26 protein-coding genes and 1 pseudogene are annotated in these 23,479 nt (G+C 50.7%); 3 read left to right on the forward strand and 24 right to left on the reverse strand.

Annotation, left to right across the window (positions count from 1 at the left end):
* Positions 1-3: 3 nt before the first annotated feature.
* The 8 genes from AC3IRK_RS12240 to AC3IRK_RS12275 form a co-directional block, all read right to left on the reverse strand.
* Complete coding sequence (locus AC3IRK_RS12240) at positions 4-642, reverse strand: class I SAM-dependent methyltransferase (protein ID WP_131972340.1); 639 nt, start codon at positions 640-642, stop codon at positions 4-6.
* Between the two features lie 549 nt (positions 643-1,191).
* Positions 1,192-1,470 (reverse strand): thioredoxin family protein, encoded by a 279-nt coding sequence (locus AC3IRK_RS12245; RefSeq protein WP_131972339.1) that lies wholly within the window; start codon positions 1,468-1,470, stop codon positions 1,192-1,194.
* Positions 1,471-1,571: 101 nt separating this feature from the next.
* Positions 1,572-1,955, reverse strand: coding sequence for a glycine cleavage system protein GcvH (gcvH, locus tag AC3IRK_RS12250; RefSeq protein ID WP_114595154.1), 384 nt, complete (start codon positions 1,953-1,955; stop codon positions 1,572-1,574).
* 64 nt (positions 1,956-2,019) lie between these two features.
* A complete protein-coding gene (locus AC3IRK_RS12255) occupies positions 2,020-2,373 on the reverse strand; it encodes an arsenate reductase family protein (protein WP_188004639.1) in 354 nt (117 codons plus the stop codon).
* Between the two features lie 36 nt (positions 2,374-2,409).
* Complete coding sequence (locus AC3IRK_RS12260) at positions 2,410-2,865, reverse strand: DinB family protein (RefSeq protein WP_489170012.1); 456 nt, start codon at positions 2,863-2,865, stop codon at positions 2,410-2,412.
* A 75-nt stretch (positions 2,866-2,940) separates the two neighbouring features.
* A complete protein-coding gene (locus AC3IRK_RS12265; protein ID WP_489170013.1) occupies positions 2,941-4,725 on the reverse strand; it encodes an acyl-CoA dehydrogenase FadE in 1,785 nt (594 codons plus the stop codon).
* The gene (locus AC3IRK_RS12270; protein ID WP_489170014.1) at positions 4,722-5,912 is read right to left on the reverse strand and encodes an acetyl-CoA C-acetyltransferase; all 1,191 of its coding nucleotides are present in this window, start codon (positions 5,910-5,912) and stop codon (positions 4,722-4,724) included. Before AC3IRK_RS12270 ends, AC3IRK_RS12265 begins: the two co-directional genes overlap by 4 nt.
* Before the next feature lie 17 nt (positions 5,913-5,929).
* Positions 5,930-8,347, reverse strand: a complete 2,418-nt coding sequence (locus AC3IRK_RS12275) for a 3-hydroxyacyl-CoA dehydrogenase NAD-binding domain-containing protein (protein WP_489170015.1) — start codon at positions 8,345-8,347, stop codon at positions 5,930-5,932.
* Between the two features lie 184 nt (positions 8,348-8,531).
* Between AC3IRK_RS12275 and AC3IRK_RS12280 the strand changes: the two genes are divergently transcribed.
* On the forward strand, positions 8,532-9,164 hold the full coding sequence (locus tag AC3IRK_RS12280) for a class I SAM-dependent methyltransferase (RefSeq protein ID WP_489170016.1): 633 nt from the start codon (positions 8,532-8,534) through the stop codon (positions 9,162-9,164).
* A 177-nt stretch (positions 9,165-9,341) separates the two neighbouring features.
* Here AC3IRK_RS12280 and AC3IRK_RS12285 read toward each other — a convergent pair whose 3' ends face one another.
* The 13 genes and pseudogenes from AC3IRK_RS12285 to AC3IRK_RS12345 form a co-directional block, all read right to left on the reverse strand.
* A complete protein-coding gene (locus AC3IRK_RS12285; protein ID WP_489170017.1) occupies positions 9,342-10,163 on the reverse strand; it encodes a DUF2785 domain-containing protein in 822 nt (273 codons plus the stop codon).
* A gap of 236 nt (positions 10,164-10,399) precedes the next feature.
* On the reverse strand, positions 10,400-11,317 hold the full coding sequence (locus AC3IRK_RS12290) for a proline dehydrogenase family protein (protein WP_026832202.1): 918 nt from the start codon (positions 11,315-11,317) through the stop codon (positions 10,400-10,402).
* Positions 11,318-11,401: 84 nt separating this feature from the next.
* Entirely contained in the window at positions 11,402-12,076 is a 675-nt protein-coding gene (locus tag AC3IRK_RS12295) for a TVP38/TMEM64 family protein (RefSeq protein WP_489170018.1), read from the reverse strand.
* The gene (gene trhA, locus AC3IRK_RS12300; protein ID WP_489170732.1) at positions 12,073-12,738 is read right to left on the reverse strand and encodes a PAQR family membrane homeostasis protein TrhA; all 666 of its coding nucleotides are present in this window, start codon (positions 12,736-12,738) and stop codon (positions 12,073-12,075) included. Before trhA ends, AC3IRK_RS12295 begins: the two co-directional genes overlap by 4 nt.
* A gap of 223 nt (positions 12,739-12,961) precedes the next feature.
* Positions 12,962-13,577 (reverse strand): annotated as a pseudogene (gene hisIE / locus AC3IRK_RS12305) (bifunctional phosphoribosyl-AMP cyclohydrolase/phosphoribosyl-ATP diphosphatase HisIE).
* The gene (gene hisF / locus AC3IRK_RS12310; protein ID WP_026827613.1) at positions 13,574-14,323 is read right to left on the reverse strand and encodes an imidazole glycerol phosphate synthase subunit HisF; all 750 of its coding nucleotides are present in this window, start codon (positions 14,321-14,323) and stop codon (positions 13,574-13,576) included. Before hisF ends, hisIE begins: the two are co-directional and overlap by 4 nt.
* Positions 14,317-15,021: a 1-(5-phosphoribosyl)-5-[(5-phosphoribosylamino)methylideneamino]imidazole-4-carboxamide isomerase gene (gene hisA, locus AC3IRK_RS12315; protein WP_214722093.1), complete on the reverse strand. Its 705-nt coding sequence runs from the start codon at positions 15,019-15,021 to the stop codon at positions 14,317-14,319. The genes hisF and hisA overlap by 7 nt, the downstream gene beginning before the upstream one ends.
* Positions 14,994-15,581 (reverse strand): imidazole glycerol phosphate synthase subunit HisH, encoded by a 588-nt coding sequence (hisH, locus tag AC3IRK_RS12320; RefSeq protein ID WP_028105794.1) that lies wholly within the window; start codon positions 15,579-15,581, stop codon positions 14,994-14,996. The genes hisA and hisH overlap by 28 nt, the downstream gene beginning before the upstream one ends.
* Positions 15,578-16,159: an imidazoleglycerol-phosphate dehydratase HisB gene (gene hisB / locus AC3IRK_RS12325; protein ID WP_012371230.1), complete on the reverse strand. Its 582-nt coding sequence runs from the start codon at positions 16,157-16,159 to the stop codon at positions 15,578-15,580. Before hisB ends, hisH begins: the two co-directional genes overlap by 4 nt.
* Complete coding sequence (locus AC3IRK_RS12330) at positions 16,132-17,103, reverse strand: pyridoxal phosphate-dependent aminotransferase (RefSeq protein ID WP_214853044.1); 972 nt, start codon at positions 17,101-17,103, stop codon at positions 16,132-16,134. Before AC3IRK_RS12330 ends, hisB begins: the two co-directional genes overlap by 28 nt.
* Positions 17,103-18,320 carry a histidinol dehydrogenase gene (gene hisD, locus AC3IRK_RS12335; protein ID WP_489170019.1) on the reverse strand — a complete coding sequence of 406 codons (1,218 nt, stop codon included), beginning with the start codon at positions 18,318-18,320 and terminating at the stop codon, positions 17,103-17,105. The genes AC3IRK_RS12330 and hisD overlap by 1 nt, the downstream gene beginning before the upstream one ends.
* Positions 18,320-18,928: an ATP phosphoribosyltransferase gene (gene hisG, locus AC3IRK_RS12340; protein ID WP_012371233.1), complete on the reverse strand. Its 609-nt coding sequence runs from the start codon at positions 18,926-18,928 to the stop codon at positions 18,320-18,322. The genes hisD and hisG overlap by 1 nt, the downstream gene beginning before the upstream one ends.
* A complete protein-coding gene (locus tag AC3IRK_RS12345; RefSeq protein ID WP_026827608.1) occupies positions 18,929-19,750 on the reverse strand; it encodes an ATP phosphoribosyltransferase regulatory subunit in 822 nt (273 codons plus the stop codon).
* 131 nt (positions 19,751-19,881) lie between these two features.
* Here AC3IRK_RS12345 and hisJ point away from each other — a divergent pair, with 131 nt between their 5' ends.
* On the forward strand, positions 19,882-20,676 hold the full coding sequence (gene hisJ / locus AC3IRK_RS12350; RefSeq protein ID WP_404274719.1) for a histidinol-phosphatase HisJ: 795 nt from the start codon (positions 19,882-19,884) through the stop codon (positions 20,674-20,676).
* Between the two features lie 74 nt (positions 20,677-20,750).
* On the opposite strand, the gene AC3IRK_RS12355 is transcribed toward hisJ, so the two are convergent.
* The 3 genes from AC3IRK_RS12355 to hxlA all read right to left on the reverse strand — a co-directional run bounded on the left by AC3IRK_RS12355 (position 20,751) and on the right by hxlA (position 22,865).
* Complete coding sequence (locus tag AC3IRK_RS12355; RefSeq protein WP_489170022.1) at positions 20,751-21,518, reverse strand: hypothetical protein; 768 nt, start codon at positions 21,516-21,518, stop codon at positions 20,751-20,753.
* Positions 21,519-21,680: 162 nt separating this feature from the next.
* Positions 21,681-22,229 carry a 6-phospho-3-hexuloisomerase gene (gene hxlB, locus AC3IRK_RS12360; protein ID WP_028105789.1) on the reverse strand — a complete coding sequence of 183 codons (549 nt, stop codon included), beginning with the start codon at positions 22,227-22,229 and terminating at the stop codon, positions 21,681-21,683.
* Positions 22,230-22,865, reverse strand: coding sequence for a 3-hexulose-6-phosphate synthase (gene hxlA / locus AC3IRK_RS12365; RefSeq protein ID WP_026827605.1), 636 nt, complete (start codon positions 22,863-22,865; stop codon positions 22,230-22,232).
* 204 nt (positions 22,866-23,069) lie between these two features.
* On the opposite strand from hxlA, the gene AC3IRK_RS12370 reads away from it, so the two are divergent.
* Complete coding sequence (locus tag AC3IRK_RS12370) at positions 23,070-23,435, forward strand: winged helix-turn-helix transcriptional regulator (protein WP_012371239.1); 366 nt, start codon at positions 23,070-23,072, stop codon at positions 23,433-23,435.
* The last annotated feature ends 44 nt before the right edge of the window (positions 23,436-23,479 follow it).

The following is a 23,479-nucleotide window of genomic DNA, read 5'->3' on the forward strand; positions in this document are numbered from 1 at the left end:
GATTTATTCCCCCATTTTCTCGGCTTCTACGAGCCAGACGAAGTGATTGTATTGTGTAAATGAAACATCAAACCCGCGTGACGCAAAAATCTGTTCCATCACCGGAATCAGTGGATAAAACTCACGTTCCAAATCTTCCGCCAGTCCGTTAAATCCTTGTGCTTTCGCTTCAGCAATCGTTTGTAAGCGGGCTTCTTCCGAAACAAACATCGTATCGGCATAAACGATTTTTCCGTCGTGCGGCAAAATCTTCGCCATCAAATCAACAGCTTCTCCCTTTTCCTCATCCGTCAGATGATGAAACGCATACGTCGAAACAAAGCTTTTCGCATCATCTGCCGTAAACGACAGGAAATGTCCGTCCTGCACCGGAAGTTCCGGAATCTTGTTGATGAGAATATCACGCATCTCCGGACTCGGTTCGACGGCGAGGACATGATCATGTCGCTCCAGCAACCGTTGCGTCAGGTTACCGGTTCCTGCACCAAACTCAACAACCGGTGAGAGAGCTTTCGTTGCGACCGTATCTAATATTTCTTCATAACGACGAAAGACTTCTTTGTACTCCGGATCATGCCCCGTTACCGTGTCGTCGTATGTTGACGCCCACTCTGTAAAAACATCCATAAAACGTACTGTCATGCCTGTTCGTCCTCCGTATCTCTCTTTTAATTCCGACTAATCGGATATGAATTAAAGTAATTTACCTTAATCGCATTGTAGCAGGGACATTTACGAATGGCAAGACGACTGCTTTAAATTCTTTTGAAAACAAAAAAAAGGCGCTGCCGGAGAACCGGCAACACGAATAATGTGGTTAGAAATGCCACGAAGGAAAACCCAGCTCTGACACGAACTTCTTCGTTCGTCGTATCAGAGGGCGGCGCCTTTTCGATATATCAGTTGAACTGGACTCCCATGACAGATCTCCTGCTCGAATCCCGAATTGTTTCCTTGCGCCGCTTCGTCTTTGGGGGACGACTTAAGGGGAGACAAGCAAACAACACAGGATTTTTTTGAACGGTTCTGGAATGAAAAACAACAGCCAACTCATATCTCTGCCAGACTTCCTATAAAAGCATTTCTAGAAGTTGATATGAATATACCATTCATAATTTAGCATTGTCAATGAATTATTGTAAATATTCCGACAATTTAGCGTAAAGAGAAATCTCAGACGGATTTCTCTTGTTACTCGGCACAGAATGCGAAGACATTTTGAACCGATTGAAAAGCGTAAAGCCTTGATACGACTTGATTCTCTTCAATTTTTAACAATGCCGGCACACTCATGACCTGCGCTTGCTCTAAAAAGTCCGGAATGAAGTTTCCGTTTGCCTGCACGATCCATTCTTCCTCTTTCGTCGCTTCGACGATCTCAAGCATCCGACTGGCGATGGCGCATGTCCCACACATCGGTGCATAGACATACAAAAAACCGTTTTCCGGGACTTGTGTGACTTCTTTCATCCGTTCCACTCCCCCTCTGTTTTGTTTTATCTTGTGCCAGTATACAGAAAAAAAGACGACGAGGAAACGATATCGTTTCCTTGCCGCCTTTTCCGTAAGTATTACTCGTTAATCATCGATTTGTAAGCAGCTGCGTCCATTAACGCTTCTACTTGTGCATCATCTTCGATTTCGATATCAACCATCCAGGCACCTTCGAATGGTGATTCGTTGACGAGTTCCGGGGAATCAGACAGTGACTCATTGATGGCAACGACTTTCCCTGAAATCGGTGCGTACAATTCGGATACCGTTTTAACCGATTCAACTGAACCAAACGGCTCGTTGGCAGAAATCGTATCGCCGACTTCTGGTAATTCGACGAAGACGATATCGCCAAGTTCGTGTTGCGCGAAATCCGTAATCCCGATTCGTGCCTTGTTTCCTGTTACTTCGACCCATTCATGCTCTTCCGAATAACGTAGATTGTCTTTGACTTGACTCATTTGCGATTCCCCCTGTGATCTATAGTGGACTAACGCATTTAGTATACCAAATGAACTAGCCTTCTTAATACCATTTTCCTTGATAGAGTTCTTCTTTAAAGCCGATTGTCACGTCTTGCCCGTCTGTGACGATCGGACGTTTCAGCAACATCCCGTCACTTGCAAGCAATTCGTATTGCTCCTGTTCGGAAAGTTCCGGCAAACGGTCCTTGATGCCTTGCGACCGGTACGACTGGCCGCTCGTATTAAAAAACTTTTTCAGCGGTTCGCCGCTCTTTTGATGGAGTTCCCGAATCGTCTCGGCACTCGGTGTCTCATTGACGATATGCTTGTAGTCAACTTCGACACCGTTCGTTTCCAGTGCTTTTTTTGCTTTGACACACGTACTGCATTTTGGATAACCGTACATCGTTACCATTTTTTCATCACCTCTGTCTTCAGATTAGCAGATGCATCAGTTTCGTTTCAAGCGTGCCAATGCTGCATCGATTTGATCCTGATGGTGGTGGTCATGGGCAATGAAGGAGTCGACAAACGCTTTTGGCTGAAAGGTCCCCTCATATGTCCGCTCATACTGTTCGTCCGTCAACCGGTCGAGGAGCGTGACCAGTTCCCGGCGTACACCGATGGCTTTTTTTACTAAAGCGAGGGCATCGATATGATGGGCATATTCGACCGCCAGGCGATTGAACTCGTCATAATCGGTCTGAACAAGCGTCAACCGTTCATCCGGCAGCTTGGATACGGCATGATCGAGATAGTACCGGTCCCATAAAAACAAATGACTGACACATTCCTGAATGGTCCATTTATCGACAGCAAGCGGTAATTCCCATTCTTCATCAGAAAGCCGTTCAAGTGATTTATAGTAGTCGATGGCAAACTGGAGTTCCGTCAATTCTTGTCGCATGTTTGCTCCCTCCTTCAATGAAAAAATTCGCCCTTACAGAGATTTTCCCTGCAAAGGCGAATCGGTAAACCTGACTTAGACTGTATATTTGTTCGCTTCGATCAAACGTTTCGCAATCAAACGTTTTGTTCCGATCGAGTTGATCGGCTGGTACCGGCTGAATTTCTTCAGTGCCGAGAGCAGCATCCGGAGTTCGTCGCCGCTCGCTGCCGCGTACAACGTTTCCTTCGCGTCCCGCTCGACGCCTTCAAAGGCTTGTTGCGCGAAGACTTCCGTGTAACGGATTTTCAATTCGTTTTTCTCGACGCCTTTGGCGGCAATCGCTTTTTCCGTCCGGACGATGGCTGACTCCAGTGCATAGATCGCACTCATGATGTCTGCCGTGTTCGCAAGGATTTCCTGTTCGCCTTGGAGCTTGTCCTGATACTTCTGAACGGCTGTTCCGGCCGTCAGCAGGAAGATCTTTTTCATCATCGCAAGTAAATGACGTTCACGGTCAAGCGGCTCTGATCCGACTTCCGTCGGCATGAAGCTCATGATTTCCTGTTGCAGACGTTGCGCTTCTGCGAGAAGCGGTAGGTCGCCTTTCATTGCTTTTTTCAGCAACGTGCCCGGTACGAGCAGACGGTTGATTTCGTTTGTTCCTTCGAAGATTCGGTTGATCCGTGAATCACGGTACATGTTCTCGACTTCGTATTCGGCCATGAAGCCGTACCCGCCGTGAATCTGGACCGCTTCGTCGATGACATAATCAAATGTTTCCGAAGCAAAAACTTTGTTCATCGAGCATTCAATCGCGTATTCGGCAATCGCATCGGCGATTTTCTTGCCATCCTTGCTCTCTTCTTCCGACAACTGATCGAGACTGTCCTGGAACAATCCGCCGGTCCGGTAGACCGAGCTCTCCATCGCATACGTCTGCGCTGACATCGTCGCCAGTTTTTCCTGGATCAACGGGAATGAGCTGATTGGTGTCTTGAACTGTTTCCGCTCATTGGAATACTGGACGGCAAGGTCGATCGCCCGTTTTGATGATCCGACCGCACCAACTGCGAGTTTATACCGTCCGACGTTTAAGATGTTAAAGGCGATGACGTGTCCGCGACCGATTTCACCGAGGACGTTTTCAACCGGTACTTCCGCATCTTGCAGGATCAACGTCCGTGTTGACGATCCTTTGATTCCCATCTTCTGTTCTTCGAGTCCGGTCGAGACGCCCGGGTACTCGCCTTCGACGAGGAACGCCGTGAATTTGTCACCGTCGATTTTCGCGTAGACGACGAACAGGCTGGCAAAACCGGCATTCGTGATCCATTGTTTTTCCCCGTTCAGGATGTAGTGTGTGCCGGCTTCATTCAGGACAGCCGTCGTTTTCGCACCGAGCGCATCCGAACCTGAGCCCGGTTCTGTCAACGCGTAAGACGCAATCCATTCACCAGACGACAGTTTCGGGAGATATTTTTGTTTTTGCTCTTCGTTTCCGAAGAAGACGATTGGCAACGAACCGATCCCGACGTGGGCACCGTAACTGAGAGCAAACGAACGGCCGCGGGCAAACTTCTCCGTGATGATCGACGATGAAATCTTATCCATTTGATAGCCGCCGTAGGCTTCCGGAACGTCTGCACCAAGCAAGCCGAGCTCGCCTGCTTCGCGCAGTAAACCGACCGACAATTCGAACTCATGTTTTTCGATCCGGTCGAGGACTGGAACGACACGGTCTTCGACGAACTTCGCCGTCATGTCACCAACCATTTTGTGTTCTTCCGAAAAATCTTCCGGTGTAAAGAGACGATCCGCTTGTAACTCATCCAGTACAAAACTTCCACCTTTAATCAATTCGTTTGTTGTTTGGCTCATTGTCCTGTTCCTCCTTCAACTAGTTCGAATACGCCGGCAGCACCCATGCCGCCGCCAATACACATCGAGACGACGCCGTATTGGACGTTCCGTCGTTTCATTTCATGCAAAAGTGTTAACGTCAGTTTCGTTCCGGTACAACCGAGCGGATGACCAAGCGCAATCGCGCCGCCGTTAACGTTGACGATGTCTTCATTCAGACCGAGTTCCCGGATGACACCGAGTGACTGGGATGCAAAGGCTTCGTTTAATTCAATCAATCCGACATCTTCGAGCGTGATGCCAGCGAGTTCCAGTGCCTTTGGAATCGCGACGACCGGTCCGATTCCCATGACTTCCGGACGGACACCACCGACGGCAAACGATTTGAACTTTCCGAGAATCGGCAGTCCTTGGCGTTCCGCTTCTTCGCGTTCCATGATCAAGACGGCAGCAGCACCGTCTGATGTCTGAGACGAGTTGCCCGCTGTGACACTTCCGCCGAGGCGGAATGCCGGACGGAGCTTGGCGAGACCTTCCGGTGATGAATCGGCGCGGACACCTTCGTCATGTTCGACGATCCACGTCTTTTCTTCAATCTTCAACTCATCGTTGACGTATTGTTCCGTGACCGTCACCGGGACGATTTCGTCGACGAACTTGCCGGACGCAATCGCAGCGGCTGCTTTTTGATGGCTTTTCAGTGCAAAGGCATCTTGATCTTCGCGTGAGACTTGATAGGTCGAAGCGACTTGCTCTGCCGTATGCCCCATGCTCATATAATATTCCGGTGCCGTCTCGACGATTGATGGATTCGGTCGTACGACGTGTCCTGGCATCGGAATTTGGCTCATCGATTCGAGTCCACCGGCGATGACAGCTGTCGCTTGTCCTGTCATGATCTTCATCGACGCATCGGCAATCGATTGGAGACCGGACGAGCAATACCGGTTGATCGTGATCGCCGGCACTTCATGCGACAGTCCTCCGAGGACCGATGCATACCGGGCGATGTTCATCCCTTGTTCAGCTTCCGGTAAGGCACAACCGAGAATGACGTCATCGATTGCTCCGGTGTAGTTCGCGCGTTTCAATGTTTCCTTGATGGCGATTCCTGCGAGTTCATCAGAACGCATCGACTTAAACGATCCTTTTTTGGCTTTGCCGACTGGTGTCCGTGCACCAGCGATGATTACTGCTTCCTTCATTCGAATCCCCCCAGTCATCAGTTACGGAGCGGCTTGCCTTTGACAAGCATATGCTGCATCCGTTGTTGTGTTTTCAGTTCGCCGATCAAGCTCAAGAAGGCTTCCCGTTCGATATCGAGCATGTACTGCTCATCGACTTGTGTGCCAAACGAGACGTTCCCACCGGCAATGACGTGTGCGAGTTTACTTGCAATTTTTAAATCATGTTCCGAGATATAGCCGCCGTAGAACATCTCGCGAGTTGCAAGTTCAAGCGTCGCTTTCCCTGCACGACCAACGACTGGAATCCGTGAACGGGCTGGAGCCGTGTAACCGGTCCGGTCGAGCTCAAGGATCAGTTGTTTCGCATCATGCGTCAGGTGATCACGGTTCATCGAAATTTGATCGACGGTCCGGACATACCCGAGTTCCCGGGCTTCAAAGGCCGATTTCGAAACCTTCGCCATCGCGACGTTCTCAAACGTCTTCTGCGCGGCTTTTTCGATGTTGACGAGTCCGTCCGGTGTATTTTCGAGCAGACGACGATACGTGTTGACGTTTCCGCCGCCTCCTGGAATCAGACCAACACCGACTTCAACCAGTCCCATATACGTTTCAAGACCTGCCTGCAGACGGGCTGCCGGAAGCGAAATCTCCGTTCCGCCGCCAAGCGTCATCCCTTGCGGTGCAACGACGATCGGACGGGACGCGTAACGGATTTTTTGAATCGACTGCTGGAACTTATTGATGATCCAGTCGAGTTCGAACCAGTTTTCATCCTCTGCTTCCATCAACATCATCGCGAGGTTCGCTCCGACACAGAAGTTTTTGCCGTCGTTGGCGATGACAAGACCCCGGTGATTTTTTTCAACGAGATCAATCGACTGTTCGATCATCTGCATGATGTCGACGCCGATCGCGTTACTCTTCGACGTGAATTCAAGGACTGCGACATCGTCACCAAGATCAAGCAGGCGAGCACCGTTGTTTTCAAGTAAGACGCCGTTTGATTTGCGGACGTCGCGTAAGCGGATTTCTTTCGGATTGACGGCACTGCCGACATACGTTTGTGTCTGCGCATCATAGAACTGACCATCTTCGTTGTAGAAACTGGTTACGCCTGACGCGAGCATTTCGTCGACCCAAGCCGGTACGTCATAGCCGTCCTGCTTCATCTTCGCGACCGTCTTCTCGACGCCGAGAGCATCCCATGTCTCGAACGGTCCCATCTTCCAACCGAAGCCCCATTTCATCGCTTCGTCAATCGCTTTGATGTCATCCGCGATTTCGTGTGTCAGTTGAGCCGAGTACAGTAACGTCTTCGCATGGATCGGCCACAATAAGGCACCGACACGGTCCTTCGCAAAGACAACGGCTTTCAGTTTGTTTTTGGCGCCCGGAAGAGCTTTTGCTTGGCCGATCGACGGCTCAGTAAGCGCTCTCTTTTCGACGTATTCAAAAGTTGCAAGATCAAGTTCCAGGATCTGTTTGCCGACTTTTTTGTAGAATCCTTGTCCCGACTTCGCTCCGAGTGACCCTTCGTCGACCAACCGTTTCATTTCTGCCGGCACGGCGAACGTGTCTTTTTCCGCTCCGTCCGGTAACAAGTCGTAGACGTTGTTCGCAACGTGAACGAATGTGTCGATCCCCACGACATCAAGCGTCCGGAACGTCGCTGAGCTTGGACGACCAAGTAATGGTCCGGTGACGGAATCGACCTCCCCGATCGAATAGCCGCCCTTCTTCATCTCATCCAGTGTGACGAGCAGACCGTATGTGCCGATCCGGTTGCCGATGAAGTTTGGTGTATCTTTTGCGATGACGACCCCTTTACCGAGACGTTCTTCTGCAAACTGTTTCATGAACCGGACGACTTCCGGATCCGTGTCACTTGTCGGAATCAGTTCCAGTAACTTCAAGTAACGCGGCGGATTAAAGAAGTGAGTCCCGAGGAACCGAGCGTTAAAGGAATCCGAACGTCCTTGACGCATCGCTTCGATTGAAATCCCTGACGTGTTTGAACTGACGATCGCATCTTCGCGTAAGAACGGTTCGATTGTCGCAAACAACTGTTGTTTGACGTCAAGCCGTTCGACGATGACTTCAATCACCCAGTCCGCTTCTTTGAGACGTTCCAAGTCGTCTTCGAGGTTTCCGACTTCAATTAAATCGAGTAACTGCTTCGAAGCCAGTGGTGCCGGATTTTGTTTGAGCAACTTCTGACGGTTGTCACGGGCAATCCGTGAACGAACTGCTGCATCATCAAGCGTCAATCCTTGTTTCGTCTCCTGTGCGGTTAATTCTTTTGGTACGATATCAAGCATCAATGTCCGGATTCCCGCGTTCGCGAGGTGTGCGGCAATCCCTGCACCCATGACCCCTGAACCGATAATGACGGCGAATTGAATATGTTTCGTCGTGTGTACTGTGGTCGGCTGACCGATTTGACTCGCCATGATAGACCCCCTGATTCGTAATTGAATGAACAACCATTCATTATTCTGACAAAAAAAGAAGCCGTCCGTTTTTCCACTGCTTCCTTCTACCTCTCCATCATAAATGAATTATCATTCAGTAGCAATAAAAAATCAGCTATTGGTCAAATTTTCCTGTTAGACTGAAAGCAAAGGGGGAATTCTCATGAAACCGACGGAACAATTATGGGATCAAAAAGCGACGGATTGGGCGGAACGATCGGAGATGATGTGGACGACAGGCAGCCGGAAAACAATCATTCCGTTTCTGAAGTCGGTCATCACGTCCGGCAACTTACTCGACTTAGGATGCGGCGACGGCGCGGCCTGCCGGTTACTCGCGGACGCGTTTCAGGTCACAGGACTTGATTTGTCGGAAGAGATGATCCGGATCGCCCGTGACAAATCACCGGCACTCGACTTCGTCGTCGGAACCGGCGAAGCGTTACCGTTTGCGGATGATACGTTTGACGTCGTCCTTGCCGTCAACTCACTCGAATGGTCGACGCATCCCCTCACGGTACTTAAAGAGATCAGCCGCGTTTCTCCACTCGTCGTCATCAGTCTGCTCGGACCAACGGCGGCACCACGAGCGTTATCGTACCGTCGCCTGCACGGAGAAGACGCACCGATGGGCAATACGATGATGCCGTGGGAACTCGTCCAACTGGCAGATGAACTCGGCTGGACGTTGCTTGACGAAGCTGTCATTCAAAAAGAAGGTGCCGTCATGACCGGACACCGGTTACTCGATCAGGCCCATGCGTTTTCTTGTTTGTTTGCTTTTCGGACGCAGTAAATGGATTGAGTGCTGAAGAACCACAAAATCATAAGTTCTAAAACAGACGTATGTCCATCCGCTTTTCTCGGGCGGGACGCAAGCCGCGCCCATCTAACGATGATCGGGTCTTGCCTGTCCCTGACGGAAGCAAGCTTCCTTTTCCCGTAGAAGTCGAGTGGACACGTCTGTTTTTGTTTACTGATAGCGTTGATGGATTTGAAACAACAAGTGTTCAATCAGTTCCGGGAGCGTAGATGTCTTGTCTTGCCATTTCACCCGAAAGTACAGTGTCCGTAGTAATTGTTTTGTATTGCGGAGGACAGTAAATCGTTCGTCGCTCCAATTCACCGGTAGATCAAGCAATGCTTGGACTGATGTCTCAATCGTCGTAAAAAAGATTTCGTCTGTCATTCCTCGTTCTCTTGCCGCTAACCAAGCTGTGATGACACGTTCCTGTTCTTCATCGATAAAAACATAGTCTGGTGTCATCAAAATCTCGATGAACCGGGCAATCGCCGCTTGCTCATTCTTGACCTGACACCGGGGATGCTTGAACCAAGCGTCGTAGGCATCGGCAATATGGGCAATACTATGCGCCCAACCATAGTCAGGAACAAACCCCCTAAAGTCGGTTTCGTTACTCAGATATTCCAATAATTGATTAGATATCTGTTCGTATGTCTTCTCCTCCAGTTGTGGATGCGCAACGTCTGTTTCAAGTACTACTGCAAGAAGCAACGCTGAAAACGAACGGGTAAAGACTGCTGTATCATCGGAAGTCTTCATTTTATAAAACAAGCCGTCCGGACTGAGTACAAACGAGACAATTCGTTTAGCAGACGTCACCGTGAACTCTCCTGACATGATCCATTCCGCTAGTTTTGAAAAAATCAGGTCATCGCGAAGGACCGGATCCAAACTGCCGATGTGGTGCAGCATCTGATCAAGCAGTTCCTCCGAAATAATAGTATCCTCTTGTTGCAGCTGCATTTTCAACTGCTGTTCCGTTACATCCATGACCATACCTCCTATGTAGTATATGTAGTAAGTGAAGAAAGATTTTTTCCCGTGACTCCTACGGGAAAAAGCGCGGTTTTTGCGCTGTCAGAGACAGGCGAGACCCGGCTCATTGATCCGATGGGTCAAAGAGCCGCGACTTGCGTCTCGCCCGAGGAAAGCACGGGAAGAGAAAAATCTTTCAAACGATAAAACAAAAAGATGAAGCCATGACAGCTCCATCTCGCATTTCCCTATTAACCTTTGACCATGCCTTTGAGTACAAATGCCACGTTCGCCGGACGTTCCGCCAAACGGCGCATGAAGTAACCGTACCAGTCACGGCCGTACGGGACGTAGACGCGGACTTTATAGCCAAGCTTCACGAGTTCAAGCTGACGCTCGACACGGATGCCGTACAGCATCTGGAATTCGAACTTGTCGTTGCCGATACCGTTGTCTTTCGCATAGCGGATAATCTGTTCGATCATCGCATCGTCATGCGTCGCGACCGCGGCATAGTTACCGAGTGACAGTTGAAGTTTTACGAGCTTGATGTAGTTATGATCGACGTCTTCTTTTTCCGGGAAAGCGACCGTTGCCGGCTCTTTGTAAGCCCCCTTGACGATCCGTAAGTTTGTCTCGAACCGGCCGACACGTTTGATGTCGTCTTCCGACCGGTACAAGTACGACTGAATGACCGTTCCGATATTATCAAATGACTGACGTAATTCTTCGAACAGTTGAATCGTCTTTTCACAACGAGGCTCGTCTTCCATATCGATCGTGACGAACACGCCGACTTCCTTCGCCCGTGTCAAAATCCGTTCCATGTTCGAGCGGATCAATTCATCCGAGATATCAAGACCAAGTGATGTCAATTTCAGTGAAAGTTGCGAGTCTAATTTCTCTTCCGCAATCATTTCCACTGCCCGAATACATTCCTGCGTCATCATTTCCGCTTCAGCAACCGTCGAGATGAATTCACCGAGGTGATCCATCGTGACGCACAATCCCTTTGAATTCAAATCTTGAATCGCCCGTTTTGAAGCTTCCAATGAATCCCCTGCCACAAAGCGCCCTGCACCGAACTTCAGACCATACCGTTTCGCCAGACCATTCAAAGTCTTATTTTGCGATAAGAAGATAAAACCATCCCGTAATACTCGTTCCATCACTCATTACTCCCCCTAAATAAATGCTAGGCTGTTTTACCATGTCGGTTCACATCTCTGCATTCATATTATGACATAAAGCGCTTACATGTGCTCGATGTTTTGTTTTTTTCGAAGTTTTCGTTGTGCAAAAAAACCGATGATGAAAAAGAGCAGGTACAAAAAAATCGCAAAGAAAAATTGCCAGGAAAACGGGTCCCGGAGACTGGCGCCGATATTGTTGTAGACAAAAGCTCCAGGAATGATACCGAGGTAACTGGCGAGCGCAAACTGCCGGAATTTAATTTTCGACAGACCGGATGCATAACTGATCGCGTCAAACGGAAACAGTGGAATCAACCGGACAATCAAGACGACGACGAATCCATTCGTTGCGATCCGTTCATCGAGAACCGTCAATTTACCGGTTCCGATGATCTTTTCGATGCCGCGTCGACCGAGCAAACGGGCAATCCAAAAACTTAATAAACTTCCGGTCCCTGCACCGACGACATCGAGAAGCGTCCCGATCCACGGACCGTAGGTATAACCGCCAAACACCGTCAACAGACTCGCCGGGAAAAAGACGAGCGGACGGATCGTATAAGCCAATATGTACAGCAACATGCCGAAGGCGCCCTGCTGACGAATCCAGTCAGACAAGGCTTGAATATCAAACTGCTCCATCATTCCGGAAAAACGGAAATACAGGAGCAGTCCAACACCAATCAGCATGTAGAGTGTAAACGGGAGCCAGTCCCGTAACTTTAAGTTTTTCAAGACAGCGGTGCCGATGCCGGCGCCACGTAATAGAAGATTGACAAGAAAATTAAGATGCTGCCGGCGAGGACAAACAGATGCCAAATCGCATGATTGTAAGGCAAACGGGCCCAGACGTAAAAGATGACACCAAGTGAATAAGCGAGTCCCCCACCAAGCAGGAGAAGGAATCCTTGTAAACCAAGCGCTTCATACATCGGTTTGATTGCGAATATACAACACCAGCCGAGAATCAAATACGAGGCGTTCGAAATCCAAACGTGTTTTCCGGTCGAATACAATTTCCAGATGATCCCGAGTATCCCGACACCCCAGACGATGCCGAGCAACGTCCAACCGAGTGGTCCGCGCAACGTGATCAAGGCGAAAGGCGTATAGCTCCCGGCAATCAATAAGTAGATTCCCGCGTGGTCGAGAATCTGCAACACTTTATTGGCACGCGTATGCATGAGTGAGTGCATCAATGTCGAGAACAGATAGAGTAAAATCATCGTCGCCCCGAAAATACTGACCGCCGTGATGTTCCAGGCACTGCCTGACTTCGTTGCTTGCAAGATTAGCAATACTAAAGCGACGATGCTGAAGATGACACCCAGTCCGTGCGTGATCGCACTAGCCACTTCTTCTTTTAACGAGTCGCCTTTCGCAAGCAACTCTTCGATCGTTTCTTTTGATTGTTCTTTGATTGTTTTCGTGATCTCTTTTTTCGTGATCAAGATGACACCTACTTTCTTGACAAACAGACTATGCTCTTGATTATACGCCCGCTTTCTACTAAATGCCTATCAAAATGTTCTGACGATTTGATGACACTTCCTTTGTTGTTTTCCCGTTTTTTTCAGCAAAAAAACTCTGCATCCCGTTTGAGGAATGCAGAGCCGTGGATTACCACTGTTCGATATCCGGTCGATCCTTGAACGTCGACTTCGTCCCGTGACGTTCGTTCAAAACGGCTTCAACGTCCGTAAACGATACTCCGCGATCAGCGAGCAACACCGTCAGATGATACAGCAGATCCGCTGTCTCTTCCGCGAGTGTGTCGTCGCCCGCGAGGACGACTTCAAACGCCTCTTCGCCAAACTTCTTGGCGATTTTTTCCCGCCCGGCTTTAACCAGGTAGTTCGTATAAGACGCCTCATCTTGTGACGCGATTTTTTCTTTTACCGTGCGTTCAAGTTCATGTAGCATGCGGCACCTCCACTTCTGTATAGAAACATGTCCGATTGCCGGTATGGCACGTCGGTCCGTTCGCTTTAACGGTGATCAACAGACTGTCCTGATCGCAGTCAATCCATATACGGCGTAGTTCGAGCGTATGCCCGCTCGTCTCGCCCTTCGTCCAAAGCCGGTTTTTCGTCCGCGAGAAAAACGTGACGAGTCCGGTCGCAAGCGTCTTGTCGTAAGCCGCCTGATCCATGAAACCGACCATCAGGACATCGTTTGTCGTTTCATCCAAGATGACAGCCGCGACGAGTCCCTTTGAAAAATTCAATTCGATCATCGGACGTCGACTCCTCTCGCCTTCAAGTAGTCTTTTGTCTCCGGCATCGTATAGGTCGCTTCGTGGAAAATCGATGCTGCCAGTGCCGCATCGGCTCCCGCTTCGAGACCTTCCGCCAAGTGTTCGAGTGTCCCGACCCCACCGGAGGCGATCAACGGCACATTGACGACTTCGCGTAAGCGTTGGATCAATTCCAAATCGTAGCCATCCTTTGTTCCGTCGGCATCCATCGACGTGACGAGCAGTTCACCGGCTCCAAGCGAGACGGCTTCCTTCGCCCATTCGATTGCGTCCCGTCCGACGGCTTGTGTGCCGCCGTGCGAGAAGACGCCCCACGAATCACCGGTCCGCTTGGCATCGATCGCGACGACCGTCGCCTGAACACCAAACAGACGGCTGATGTCTTGAATCAGTTGCGGGTTCTGTAACGCCGATGAGTTGAGGGAGACTTTATCGGCACCGGCACGGATCAATCGTTTCGCGTCTTCCAGCGTCTTGATGCCGCCGCCGACCGTAAACGGCATGTAGATGACTTCCGCCACCCGCTCGACGATATCGAGCATCGTGTCGCGTCCTTCCTGCGTCGCTGAGATATCAAGTAACACCAGCTCATCGGCACCTTGTTCGTAATAGTATTTCGCGACGGCGACGGGATCTCCGAGGTCGCGCAGATTTTGAAACTTCACGCCTTTGACGACGCGCCCCTCCTTGACATCGAGGCAAGGAATGATCCGTTTCATCAACATACGCGAAGCACCTCTTTCAACGACAACGAACCGTCGAGCAAGGCACGACCGATGACGGCACCGTCCATCCCGATTTCTTTTAAGCGGGCGACGTCTTCGACCGTCGTCACACCACCGGACGCAATCAGTTCAACGCCGTCCCGTTTTAAGCGGTCGAGTCCGTCAACATCCGGTCCCTGCATCATCCCGTCGCGGGAGATGTCCGTATATAAAAAGGTCTTGATGCCTTTTTGAATCAAGTGTTCGATTGCCCGTTCGAGCGTCCAGTCACTCGCTTCGAGCCAGCCGCGTGTCTGAACGATGCCGTCTTTGGCATCAAGTGCCACAGCCAGCTTATCACCGGCCCGCTCAATCATCTGTTCGAGCAACGCTTCGTCTTCGAGCGCAACCGTCCCGATCAAAATCCGATCAATCCCGGCGCCAACGTACGCTTCGACCGTTTCGATGTTGCGGACGCCGCCGCCGGCTTCAACGAACAAACCGGTTTCTTTTTTGATGTCCGCGATCAGGCTCAAGTGAAGGGGTTCACCGGCTTTGGCGCCATCGAGATCAATCAGGTGAATCGCTGTCGCACCGTCTTCTTTAAACCGTCTTGCGATCGTCAACGCATCCCCGAAAAAGGTCTGCTGTTGAAAATCACCTTGTTTGAGCCGGACGGCCTGTCCGCTCATTAAATCGATTGCTGGGTAGAGTTGCATGTCGTCTCTCTCCATTCCTTAAGTAATTTCAATCCGACTTCGCCACTCTTCTCCGGGTGGAATTGCATCCCTGTCACCAAGTCCTTTTGGACGATGGCCGGGACGAGTCGTCCGTATTCGACCGAGTCGACGATCCAGTCCGGTTCACAGACAGCACCGTACGAGTGGACGAAATAGACGGCTTCTCCATGGTTCGTCAACTGGTGCCAGCCCATGTGCGGCAAGCGGACGTCACTCGGTAACTTTTCGACCGTTCCCGGTAAAATACCGAGCCCTTGTGTCTGTCCGTCTTCATCGCTTGATTCAAACAACAGTTGCATCCCGAGACAAATCCCGAGGAAAGGTTTTTTCGTCGCTTGTTCCTGTAAGAACTCAATCAATCCCGTCTCTTCTAACCGGGCCATTGCCGGGGCATAGGCACCGACACCCGGTAAGACGAGCGCTTCCGCCTGTCCGAGCAATTCCAGATCACTCGTGACGATGACGGCTTCTCCGAGCTCTTTTAACGCCCGTTCAATATTGGCGATATTGCCGACACCATAATCTACGATCGCGATCATTGGTCAATCAGTCCTTTCGTCGACGGGACGCCGTCACCGGTTACGGCAACCGCTTGACGGACAGCCCGACCCAGCGCCTTGAACAGTCCTTCGATCATGTGGTGCGTATTCGAACCGTAGAGGACTTGGGCATGAATCGTCATCCGGGCACTGCGGGACAAGCCTTGGAAAAACTCTTCCGCCAGTTCCGTATCAAAATCACCGAGCTTCGGATTTTTGAATTCGGCGAGGAAGACCGTATACGGACGACCGCTGAAGTCGAGAACGACCGAGGCAAGCGTCTCGTCCATCGGCACACGCGATTCGCCGTACCGTTCGATACCGGCTTTGTCGCCTAACGCTTCCGTCAAGGCAGCTCCGAGAACGATCGCCGTATCTTCAACCGTATGGTGGGCATCAATCCAGAGATCGCCCTTCGCTTCAATCACTAGACCAATCCGGGCCTGGAAGGCAAACAACGTCAACATGTGATCAAAGAAGCCGACGCCCGTCTTGATCTCAACCGGTCCGCCACTCAGGTCGACCGCCACCTTGATTTCTGATTCTGAACTTACTCGTTCACTTGTCCCACGACGCATTGCAGTTCCTCCTCTACACATTTCTCTAAGATTTCCATCGCTTCCGTCGAGCCGCAACTGACGCGGAAGGCTCCGTCAAACAAACGGATCCGCAGTCCGGCGTTGGCACAACGTTCAGTGAAGCGTTCAGCTTCGTCGTATTCAACGTAAACAAAATTCGCAGCACTCGGATACGTTCTGCCAAGCGGTTCGACCAGACGGGCAATCGTGTCCCGGCTCGCAAACGTTTCTTCTAACACAAGATCCAGCTCCGGCTCGGCCATGATGGCGATTCCGACGGCGGCCGAGAGTCCGGAGACGTTATATGGCGACTTGATTGATTCGACTTCGGCAACGACCTGTTCACTGGCAATCAGGAATCCAAGCCGCAGGGACGCGAGACCAAACGCTTTCGACAACGTCCGGAGAATGATCGCGTTCGGATACTCGTCGAGCAGAGCGACCATCGATTGTTCGAGGGCAAAGTCGATGTAGGCTTCGTCAATCACGACATATTTTCCGCTATCGAGCAATCGGCGGACATCCGCTTCCTTCCGTAGGATCCCCGACGGATTATGCGGGTGACTGAGGAAGATGATATTGCCCGGTGCAGCGAGCAGTCCATCGACATCGAGCGCCATCCCTTCGAGCAACGGGACTTTACTGAAGTCGGCCCGTGCGCGGTCAGCATAAAACTGATACATGACGAAATCCGGTTGCGAGGCGATGACCGGTGACTCTGGACCGGCGTAGCGGGCACAGAGGTAACCAATCAGTTCGTCGGAGCCATTCCCGGCCACAAGTTGGGTGGGACGGACACCGGCATAGGCGCTGTAAGATGCTTTGGCTTGATCGATGACTTCGACCGGATATTCATTGATCGGAAACGTCTCGACCAGTTGTTTAATGGTCTCGATTCCCGTCCGGCTGTGGGCCGTGAATCGTTCGTTTTGGTGTAATCGCATCAGTTTTCCCTCACTTCTATCGCTTGTGCGTGTGCTTCGAGTCCTTCGACCCGAGCGACCGTTTTCGCGGCATTCGCTAGTCGAGCGACACCTTCCCGTGTCGCTTCGAGCATCGTCTGGTGACGTAAGAAGGTTCGTGCCGATAAGCCGGACGCAAAGCGTGCCGTCCCGGATGTCGGTAAGACGTGGTTCGTGCCGGCGACATAATCGCCCAGTGTTTCCGGTGTTTCGTGTCCGAGGAAAATCATCCCCGCGTGACGGATCAACTTGACGACCTCTTGCGGGTTCGCGACAGCGAGCTCCAAGTGTTCGGCTGCCAGACGGTTTGCTTCTTCAATCGCATCATCGAGTGAAGCGACGAAGACCCCACCGTTTTCCATCGCCCGGCGTGCAATCTCCTGGCGTGGTAAATGTTGCAGACGGCGTTCGATGTTCGCATCGACGTCCGCTTTCATCGCTTCTGTCGGGACAAAGGCAATCGCGACCGCGTCACGGTCGTGTTCTGCTTGCGCCAGGAGATCGGCAGCAATCCGGTCCGGATGCGCCGTCTCATCGGCGATGACGACGACTTCTGACGGTCCGGCGACTGAGTCGATACCGACGATGCCGTAGACTTGACGTTTCGCTTCGGCAACAAACCGGTTACCCGGTCCGACGATCAAATCAACTGCTTGAATCGATTCCGTACCGAACGTCAAGGCAGCGACGGCTTGGGCGCCACCGATCGTATAGATTTCCGTCACACCGGCGATTTTCGCCGCGACCAACACTTCTGTGCTGAGTCCAGTGACCGGTGTCACCATGACGACCCGTTCGACGCCGGCGACTTTAGCCGGAATCGCGTTCATCAGGACGGTCGACGGATAACTTGCTGCTCCGCCCGGGACATAAATCCCGACCGAGTCAACCGGAACAAACCGTTGGCGACGGGTGACGTCCGCTTCGACGAGCTCGATGTCGGACGGCAATTCTTGTTCGTGCCACTCGACGAGTCGAGTCGCCATCAGTTTTAACGAGTCGACCAAATTCGGATCGGCTTGATCAAACGCTTCTTGGATCTTCGTTTCATCCAGACGGAAGTCGGTCAGATCCACGCGGTCAAATTCACTTGTATAGCGACGGACGGCTGCATCGCCGTCGTTTGCCACTTGTTCCAGAATCGACCGGACGGCTTGCTCCGTCTCGCGGTCGACACTGAAGTTTTTTGTCGTTGCCATTACCGAGTCACTCCTTCTGTCAGCTGTTCAAGTAATTGAATCACTTCGACGCGTTTGCGTTTCAACGTCCACTCGCTTGTAAAGAATCGGGCGTTGATATCGATGATTTTTTCGTATTCATTAAGACCGTTCGCCCGGAGTGTTTCACCCGTTTCGACGATATCGACGATCGCATCGGCAAGTCCGAGCAATGGTGCCAGTTCAACCGAACCGTTCAGCGGCACGATATCGACATCGACACCAAGTTCACTGAAGTAACGTTTCGCGATGACCGGATATTTGGTCGCAATCCGGACCCGGCGTCCGCCTTCGAACTGCAACGGTTCTTTTGCACAAACCGACATCCGGCAAATCCCGAATGGCAATTCTGCCAGTTCCGACAATTCCTGATCCGATTCGAGCAAGATGTCGCTACCGGTGATCGCGACGTCGAGGACGCCTTGGGCGACGTACGGAATCAAATCTGATCCTTTCATGAAGACGAATTCATGTTCGCCGCGCTTGACGATCAATTCACGTTCGATCGCCCCCCACGTTTCGACGCCTGCTTCTTTTAAATACCGTTCCGTCGTTTTCGACAGCCGGCCTTTCGTAATCCCAATCCGCATTTAGAGCACCTCCGCGAGTCGTTCGACGGAAAACCCGATCCCGAACGCTTGTTGTTCCTGACCAAATTGTTCGTACAGCCGGTCGTATCGTCCTCCGACCAACACCGGCTCGGTCACACCTTCGATGAAACCGTGAATCGTCACTCCATCATAGTATGTCTGCAGCCCCATCTGTCCGAAGTCGAGATCGGCATTGACGGCGTCTGCTAAATCGATGACGGCATTTAAGCGGGTTTCGTCGACATACGGCAAGATCTGTTCCGCCCCTTCCCGACCAAATAAGAGCGGGAGTTTGGCGAGCAAGGCATCATCGAGTTCCCGGGCAATCCGTTTCAGTTCGATGACGTTCCGTAACCGCAACATCTGTGTCACTTGATCCCGCAGGTGGTGATCACCGACCCGGGTTTCAATCAAGTGTTCAATCAGTCCGGCGTCGCCGATCGACAACGTCACTTCTTTACCCGTCAATTCTTCGATCAACCGGACACCGAGTTGGATCGCTTCAACCTCGGCAATGACGCCCCGCTCTTCAAAACCGACTTGGAACTTTTCTTCCGGCTGGAAGACCGAACCACTGTAAAAGACCCGTTTATATTGTTCGCGGCCCCGCTCACTGAGCGCCCGCGCGACACTTGTCGTAAAATCCATCCGAATTTGTTCCCGACCACCGACTTCTTCAATTAAAGGGGTGATTAATCGGGTATAGTTAGATTGTTCGAGCCCATCCTCGAGTTGGCGGATGACACGTTGCAGGCGTTCAGCTGATTGCCCGACGTAATCCGTCGCCCCGTCTTTGAGTCGAATCGTAGAAAATGATTGCATGTCGCCACTCCTTTATCTTGTTATCACTGTACCACGCTAAATTATTTAACGATAAGATACCTTTTTTGTGGTTCGATTGTCAATCCTTTTGCCTGTTTTCGTACCGAAAAAAACATATTGGAGGTTTTGTCATGCAATTGATTAAATGGGACGGTCACGTCCACAGCCCGTATTGTCCGCACGGAACAAAGGATCCACTCGAAGCGTATATCGAACGCGCCCTGTTACAAGGTCTCGAACGGATCAGCTTCACCGAGCACGCCCCGCTGCCGGAAGGACTCGTCGATCCGGCACCCGATAACGATTCCGGGATGTCGTTTGCGACAGCCGAACGCTACATTGAAGAACTGAAGACGTTACGCGACACATACAAAAACGATATCGACATTCGGATCGGGATGGAGTTTGATTACTGGGAGCATGACGTCGACGGGACACGGGACATCATCGCCCGTTACGGTCCCGAGCTGACGGACGGCATTCTGTCACTGCATTACCTTTGGATCGAGGACCGGTATTACATGGTCGACTTCAGCAAGGAAAGTTTTGGTGAGATCGTCACGGCGACAGGCAGTGTCACAGCCGCTCACGAACGCTATTACGAAGGCATCCAAGCGCTCGTCATGACGAACCTCGGGACGCATCAACCAAAACGTCTCGGTCACCTGACGTTGCCGACGAAATTCATTCAAGCCTATCCGCTCGAGCAGACGCCGGCGAACCTCGACGAGACAGTGCGTAAAATCCGCCAGGCGGACTTTACGCTTGATCTCAATACGGCAGGACTGCGCAAACCGTTATGCGGTCTTTCCTATCCTTACCCGGAACTCCTGCAACTCACGCAGTCTTTAGGGATTCCGCTCGTTTACGGATCAGATGCGCATTTGGCGAAAGACGTCGGGGCTGATTTTGACATGAAGTGGTAAGACATTAAATATGTAAAAAAAGAATCGCTCGTTTTCATCAACTCTGTCAGGAGTTGCGGGAAACGGCGATTTTTTTATTCTGCTTCAGGATACGGAAACAATCCTGAGTTCACGGAAGGCAATGATTCCGCAAGTATTTTAAGACTGGCAAGCGGGACGTTACCACCTAAGAGAACCGTCTGTTCGCCATCCTGATAAGACAAGCTGGCTTCCCGCCTCGTCTCGTGGGTGTATGCTGTGATGCCATTTGATAATGTCACACTTGCTGACCGCTTATCGTCGATCGTCTGCTGTGACAGCTTCGAGACTGTGATAATAGACTGTTTCCCGGTAAACGTCCACGTGGTCGAAGCGTCTTTTTCGTCATTCCAGACCATTTCATTTTTCTTAAACGTTTGAAACGGAAGCTTCAAGCCACGTGATTTCGAACGTTCGGACTTACTTGGACCTGCCACTGGAAGAATCCCGGTTAATGTCCAGCGATTAGACCGTTCGTAAAATAAGATGATGTAATTATTCTGTGCTTTCGGTGCATGCAGACTGACAACCGCTTTTTGACCGAGAATTGCTTCCGACAAGACATCGTCTTCGGTCGGGACAGCCGTTTGTCCATTTTTAAATGTCAGTTGAATCTGTTCGACGGCCGCTTTTCCCGGTGTATCCGCATCTTTCGATGGCTCTTTGATTAAAAATTCCTCCACCTCATTTTTTTCTTTAACTGGTTTTACTGATTTAACGTCAGCAGGCGGTTTCACGACAGGTTCTTCCGTCTCAGTCATACATCCCGACAGCAGACAGCTGCTGATCAATACGATGGTTGTCATCGGCTTTACAAAACGCATTCCCCGTCCTCCCTTCCATCACTCCGTTTCTTTCAGTATGGCAGGTCGATTCCTCGTGTTATTCGAACAAATTCATAAAAAGGGGAAATGTTTTATTAAAATTCAGACCAAAAAAAAGACCGGCAAACGTATCAAACACGTCTACCGGTCTTATGATTTCTTCTATTCTAAGTTGGCATGTTTGCCGTACATCGTTTTTGAATCAAGTTGTTTCGCCGCCATGATGTGAAGAATCAATGCGTCGTAAAACAGCAACATCGTTTGTTCAAACAATGATCCCATCGGCTGAACCGTTTCATCCGCCGTGGCTGTCCGCTCTTTCGGCACTCCCGGCAGTTTGACGGTTAAGTCCGCTAACTTCGCCAGTGTCGACGTCGGCTCAATCGTGACGACCGCGACGGTTCCACCGATCTGTTTCGCTTTCTCGACTATTGGAACGAGTGTTTTCGTCTCACCGGATCCTGATCCGATGATCAACAAGTCTCCTTCACGCAAGTTCGCGGTGACCGTCTCACCGACGACATATGCATCGAAGTTCATGTGCATCAGGCGCATGACAAACGCTTTGCCCATCAAGCCGGAGCGACCGGCTCCAGCGAGAAAGATCCGGTCTGCCTTCAGAACGGCTTCCGCGAGTTGCGTCGTCTCGGCTTGATCAATCGCTTCAACCGTCGACGTCAACTCTTGTAAAATCGTTTGAATATGTGTCATTTACGCCTCTTGCAGCATCCGACGCATCGTTGACGCTGTTCCTTGTTTGTCGTCTTGTCCGGTAATTCCGCCACCGACGATGATGAGGTCTGGACGTGCTGCGATGACTTCCGGCAATGTCTCCATCTTGATACCACCAGCAACGGCTGTTTTTGCGTTTTTGACAACCGATTTGATTGTCGCGAGATCCTCGAACGAGTTTTGGCCGACGGCTTGAAGATCGTAACCTGTGTGGACACAGATGTAGTCAACACCAAGTTCATCAAGTTCTTTCGCACGTGTCGCGATATCTTTGACAGCGATCATATCAACCAAAATCTTCTTGCCTGATTTTTTCGCTTCTTCAACAGCACCTTGGATCGACATATCTTCGGCAGCTCCAAGAATCGTCACGATGTCAGCACCGTGTGCGACAGCTTGGCTGACTTCATATCCGGCAGCATCCATGATTTTTAAGTCGGCGAGAACTGTTAAGTTCGGGAATGCCGCTTTCATTTCTTTAACGGCGCGAAGCCCTTCGTTGATGACGACCGGTGTCCCGATCTCAACGATATCTAAGTTTTCTTCACCAATTTCTTTGACTAAAGCGATGGCACCTGCTGTATCTACTAAATCGATTGCGAGTTGTAATTTCATAATTTCTCTCTCCCATTCTTCTCTCTATTTGTGAATCCTGGCACTTCCTTCTGACGTTCGTGAAGGAACATGACTAAATATAATCCTCATAGACGAACTTGGGAAGTACGCACTTTTAATTTACATAGTGCGGTTTTTCATACATAGTGCGGAAAAGTATACTGTCGATGACAAGAGGGCTATACTAAAAAAGGAGGTGGATCGATGCCACATTTTGAAGACCGGCAGTTTAATTGTGAAAAGGAATTGACCCTATCAATCATCGGAGGCAAATGGAAGATGCTGATTCTTTGGCACCTTGGTAAAGAAGGCACCAAACGCTTCGGAGAGCTGAAAAGTCTGATGCCCGGCATTACGCAACGGATGCTCGTCAATCAGTTACGGGAGCTGGAAGATCACCATATCATCCACCGGGAAGTCTATCCGGTCGTTCCGCCGAAGGTCGAATATTCGTTGACGCCACACGGCTACAGCCTGATGCCGATTTTGGACGCGATGTACGATTGGGGTAAGGATTATGCCAAAAATGTCCTCGAAGTCGAGTTCGAACAACAGAAATTATCCCAATAAAAAAGGTGCTCGTCTGTCCCGTCTCAATCTGAGAGGAGGCAATC

It is taken from the genome of Exiguobacterium sp. GL_137, assembly GCF_057834585.1.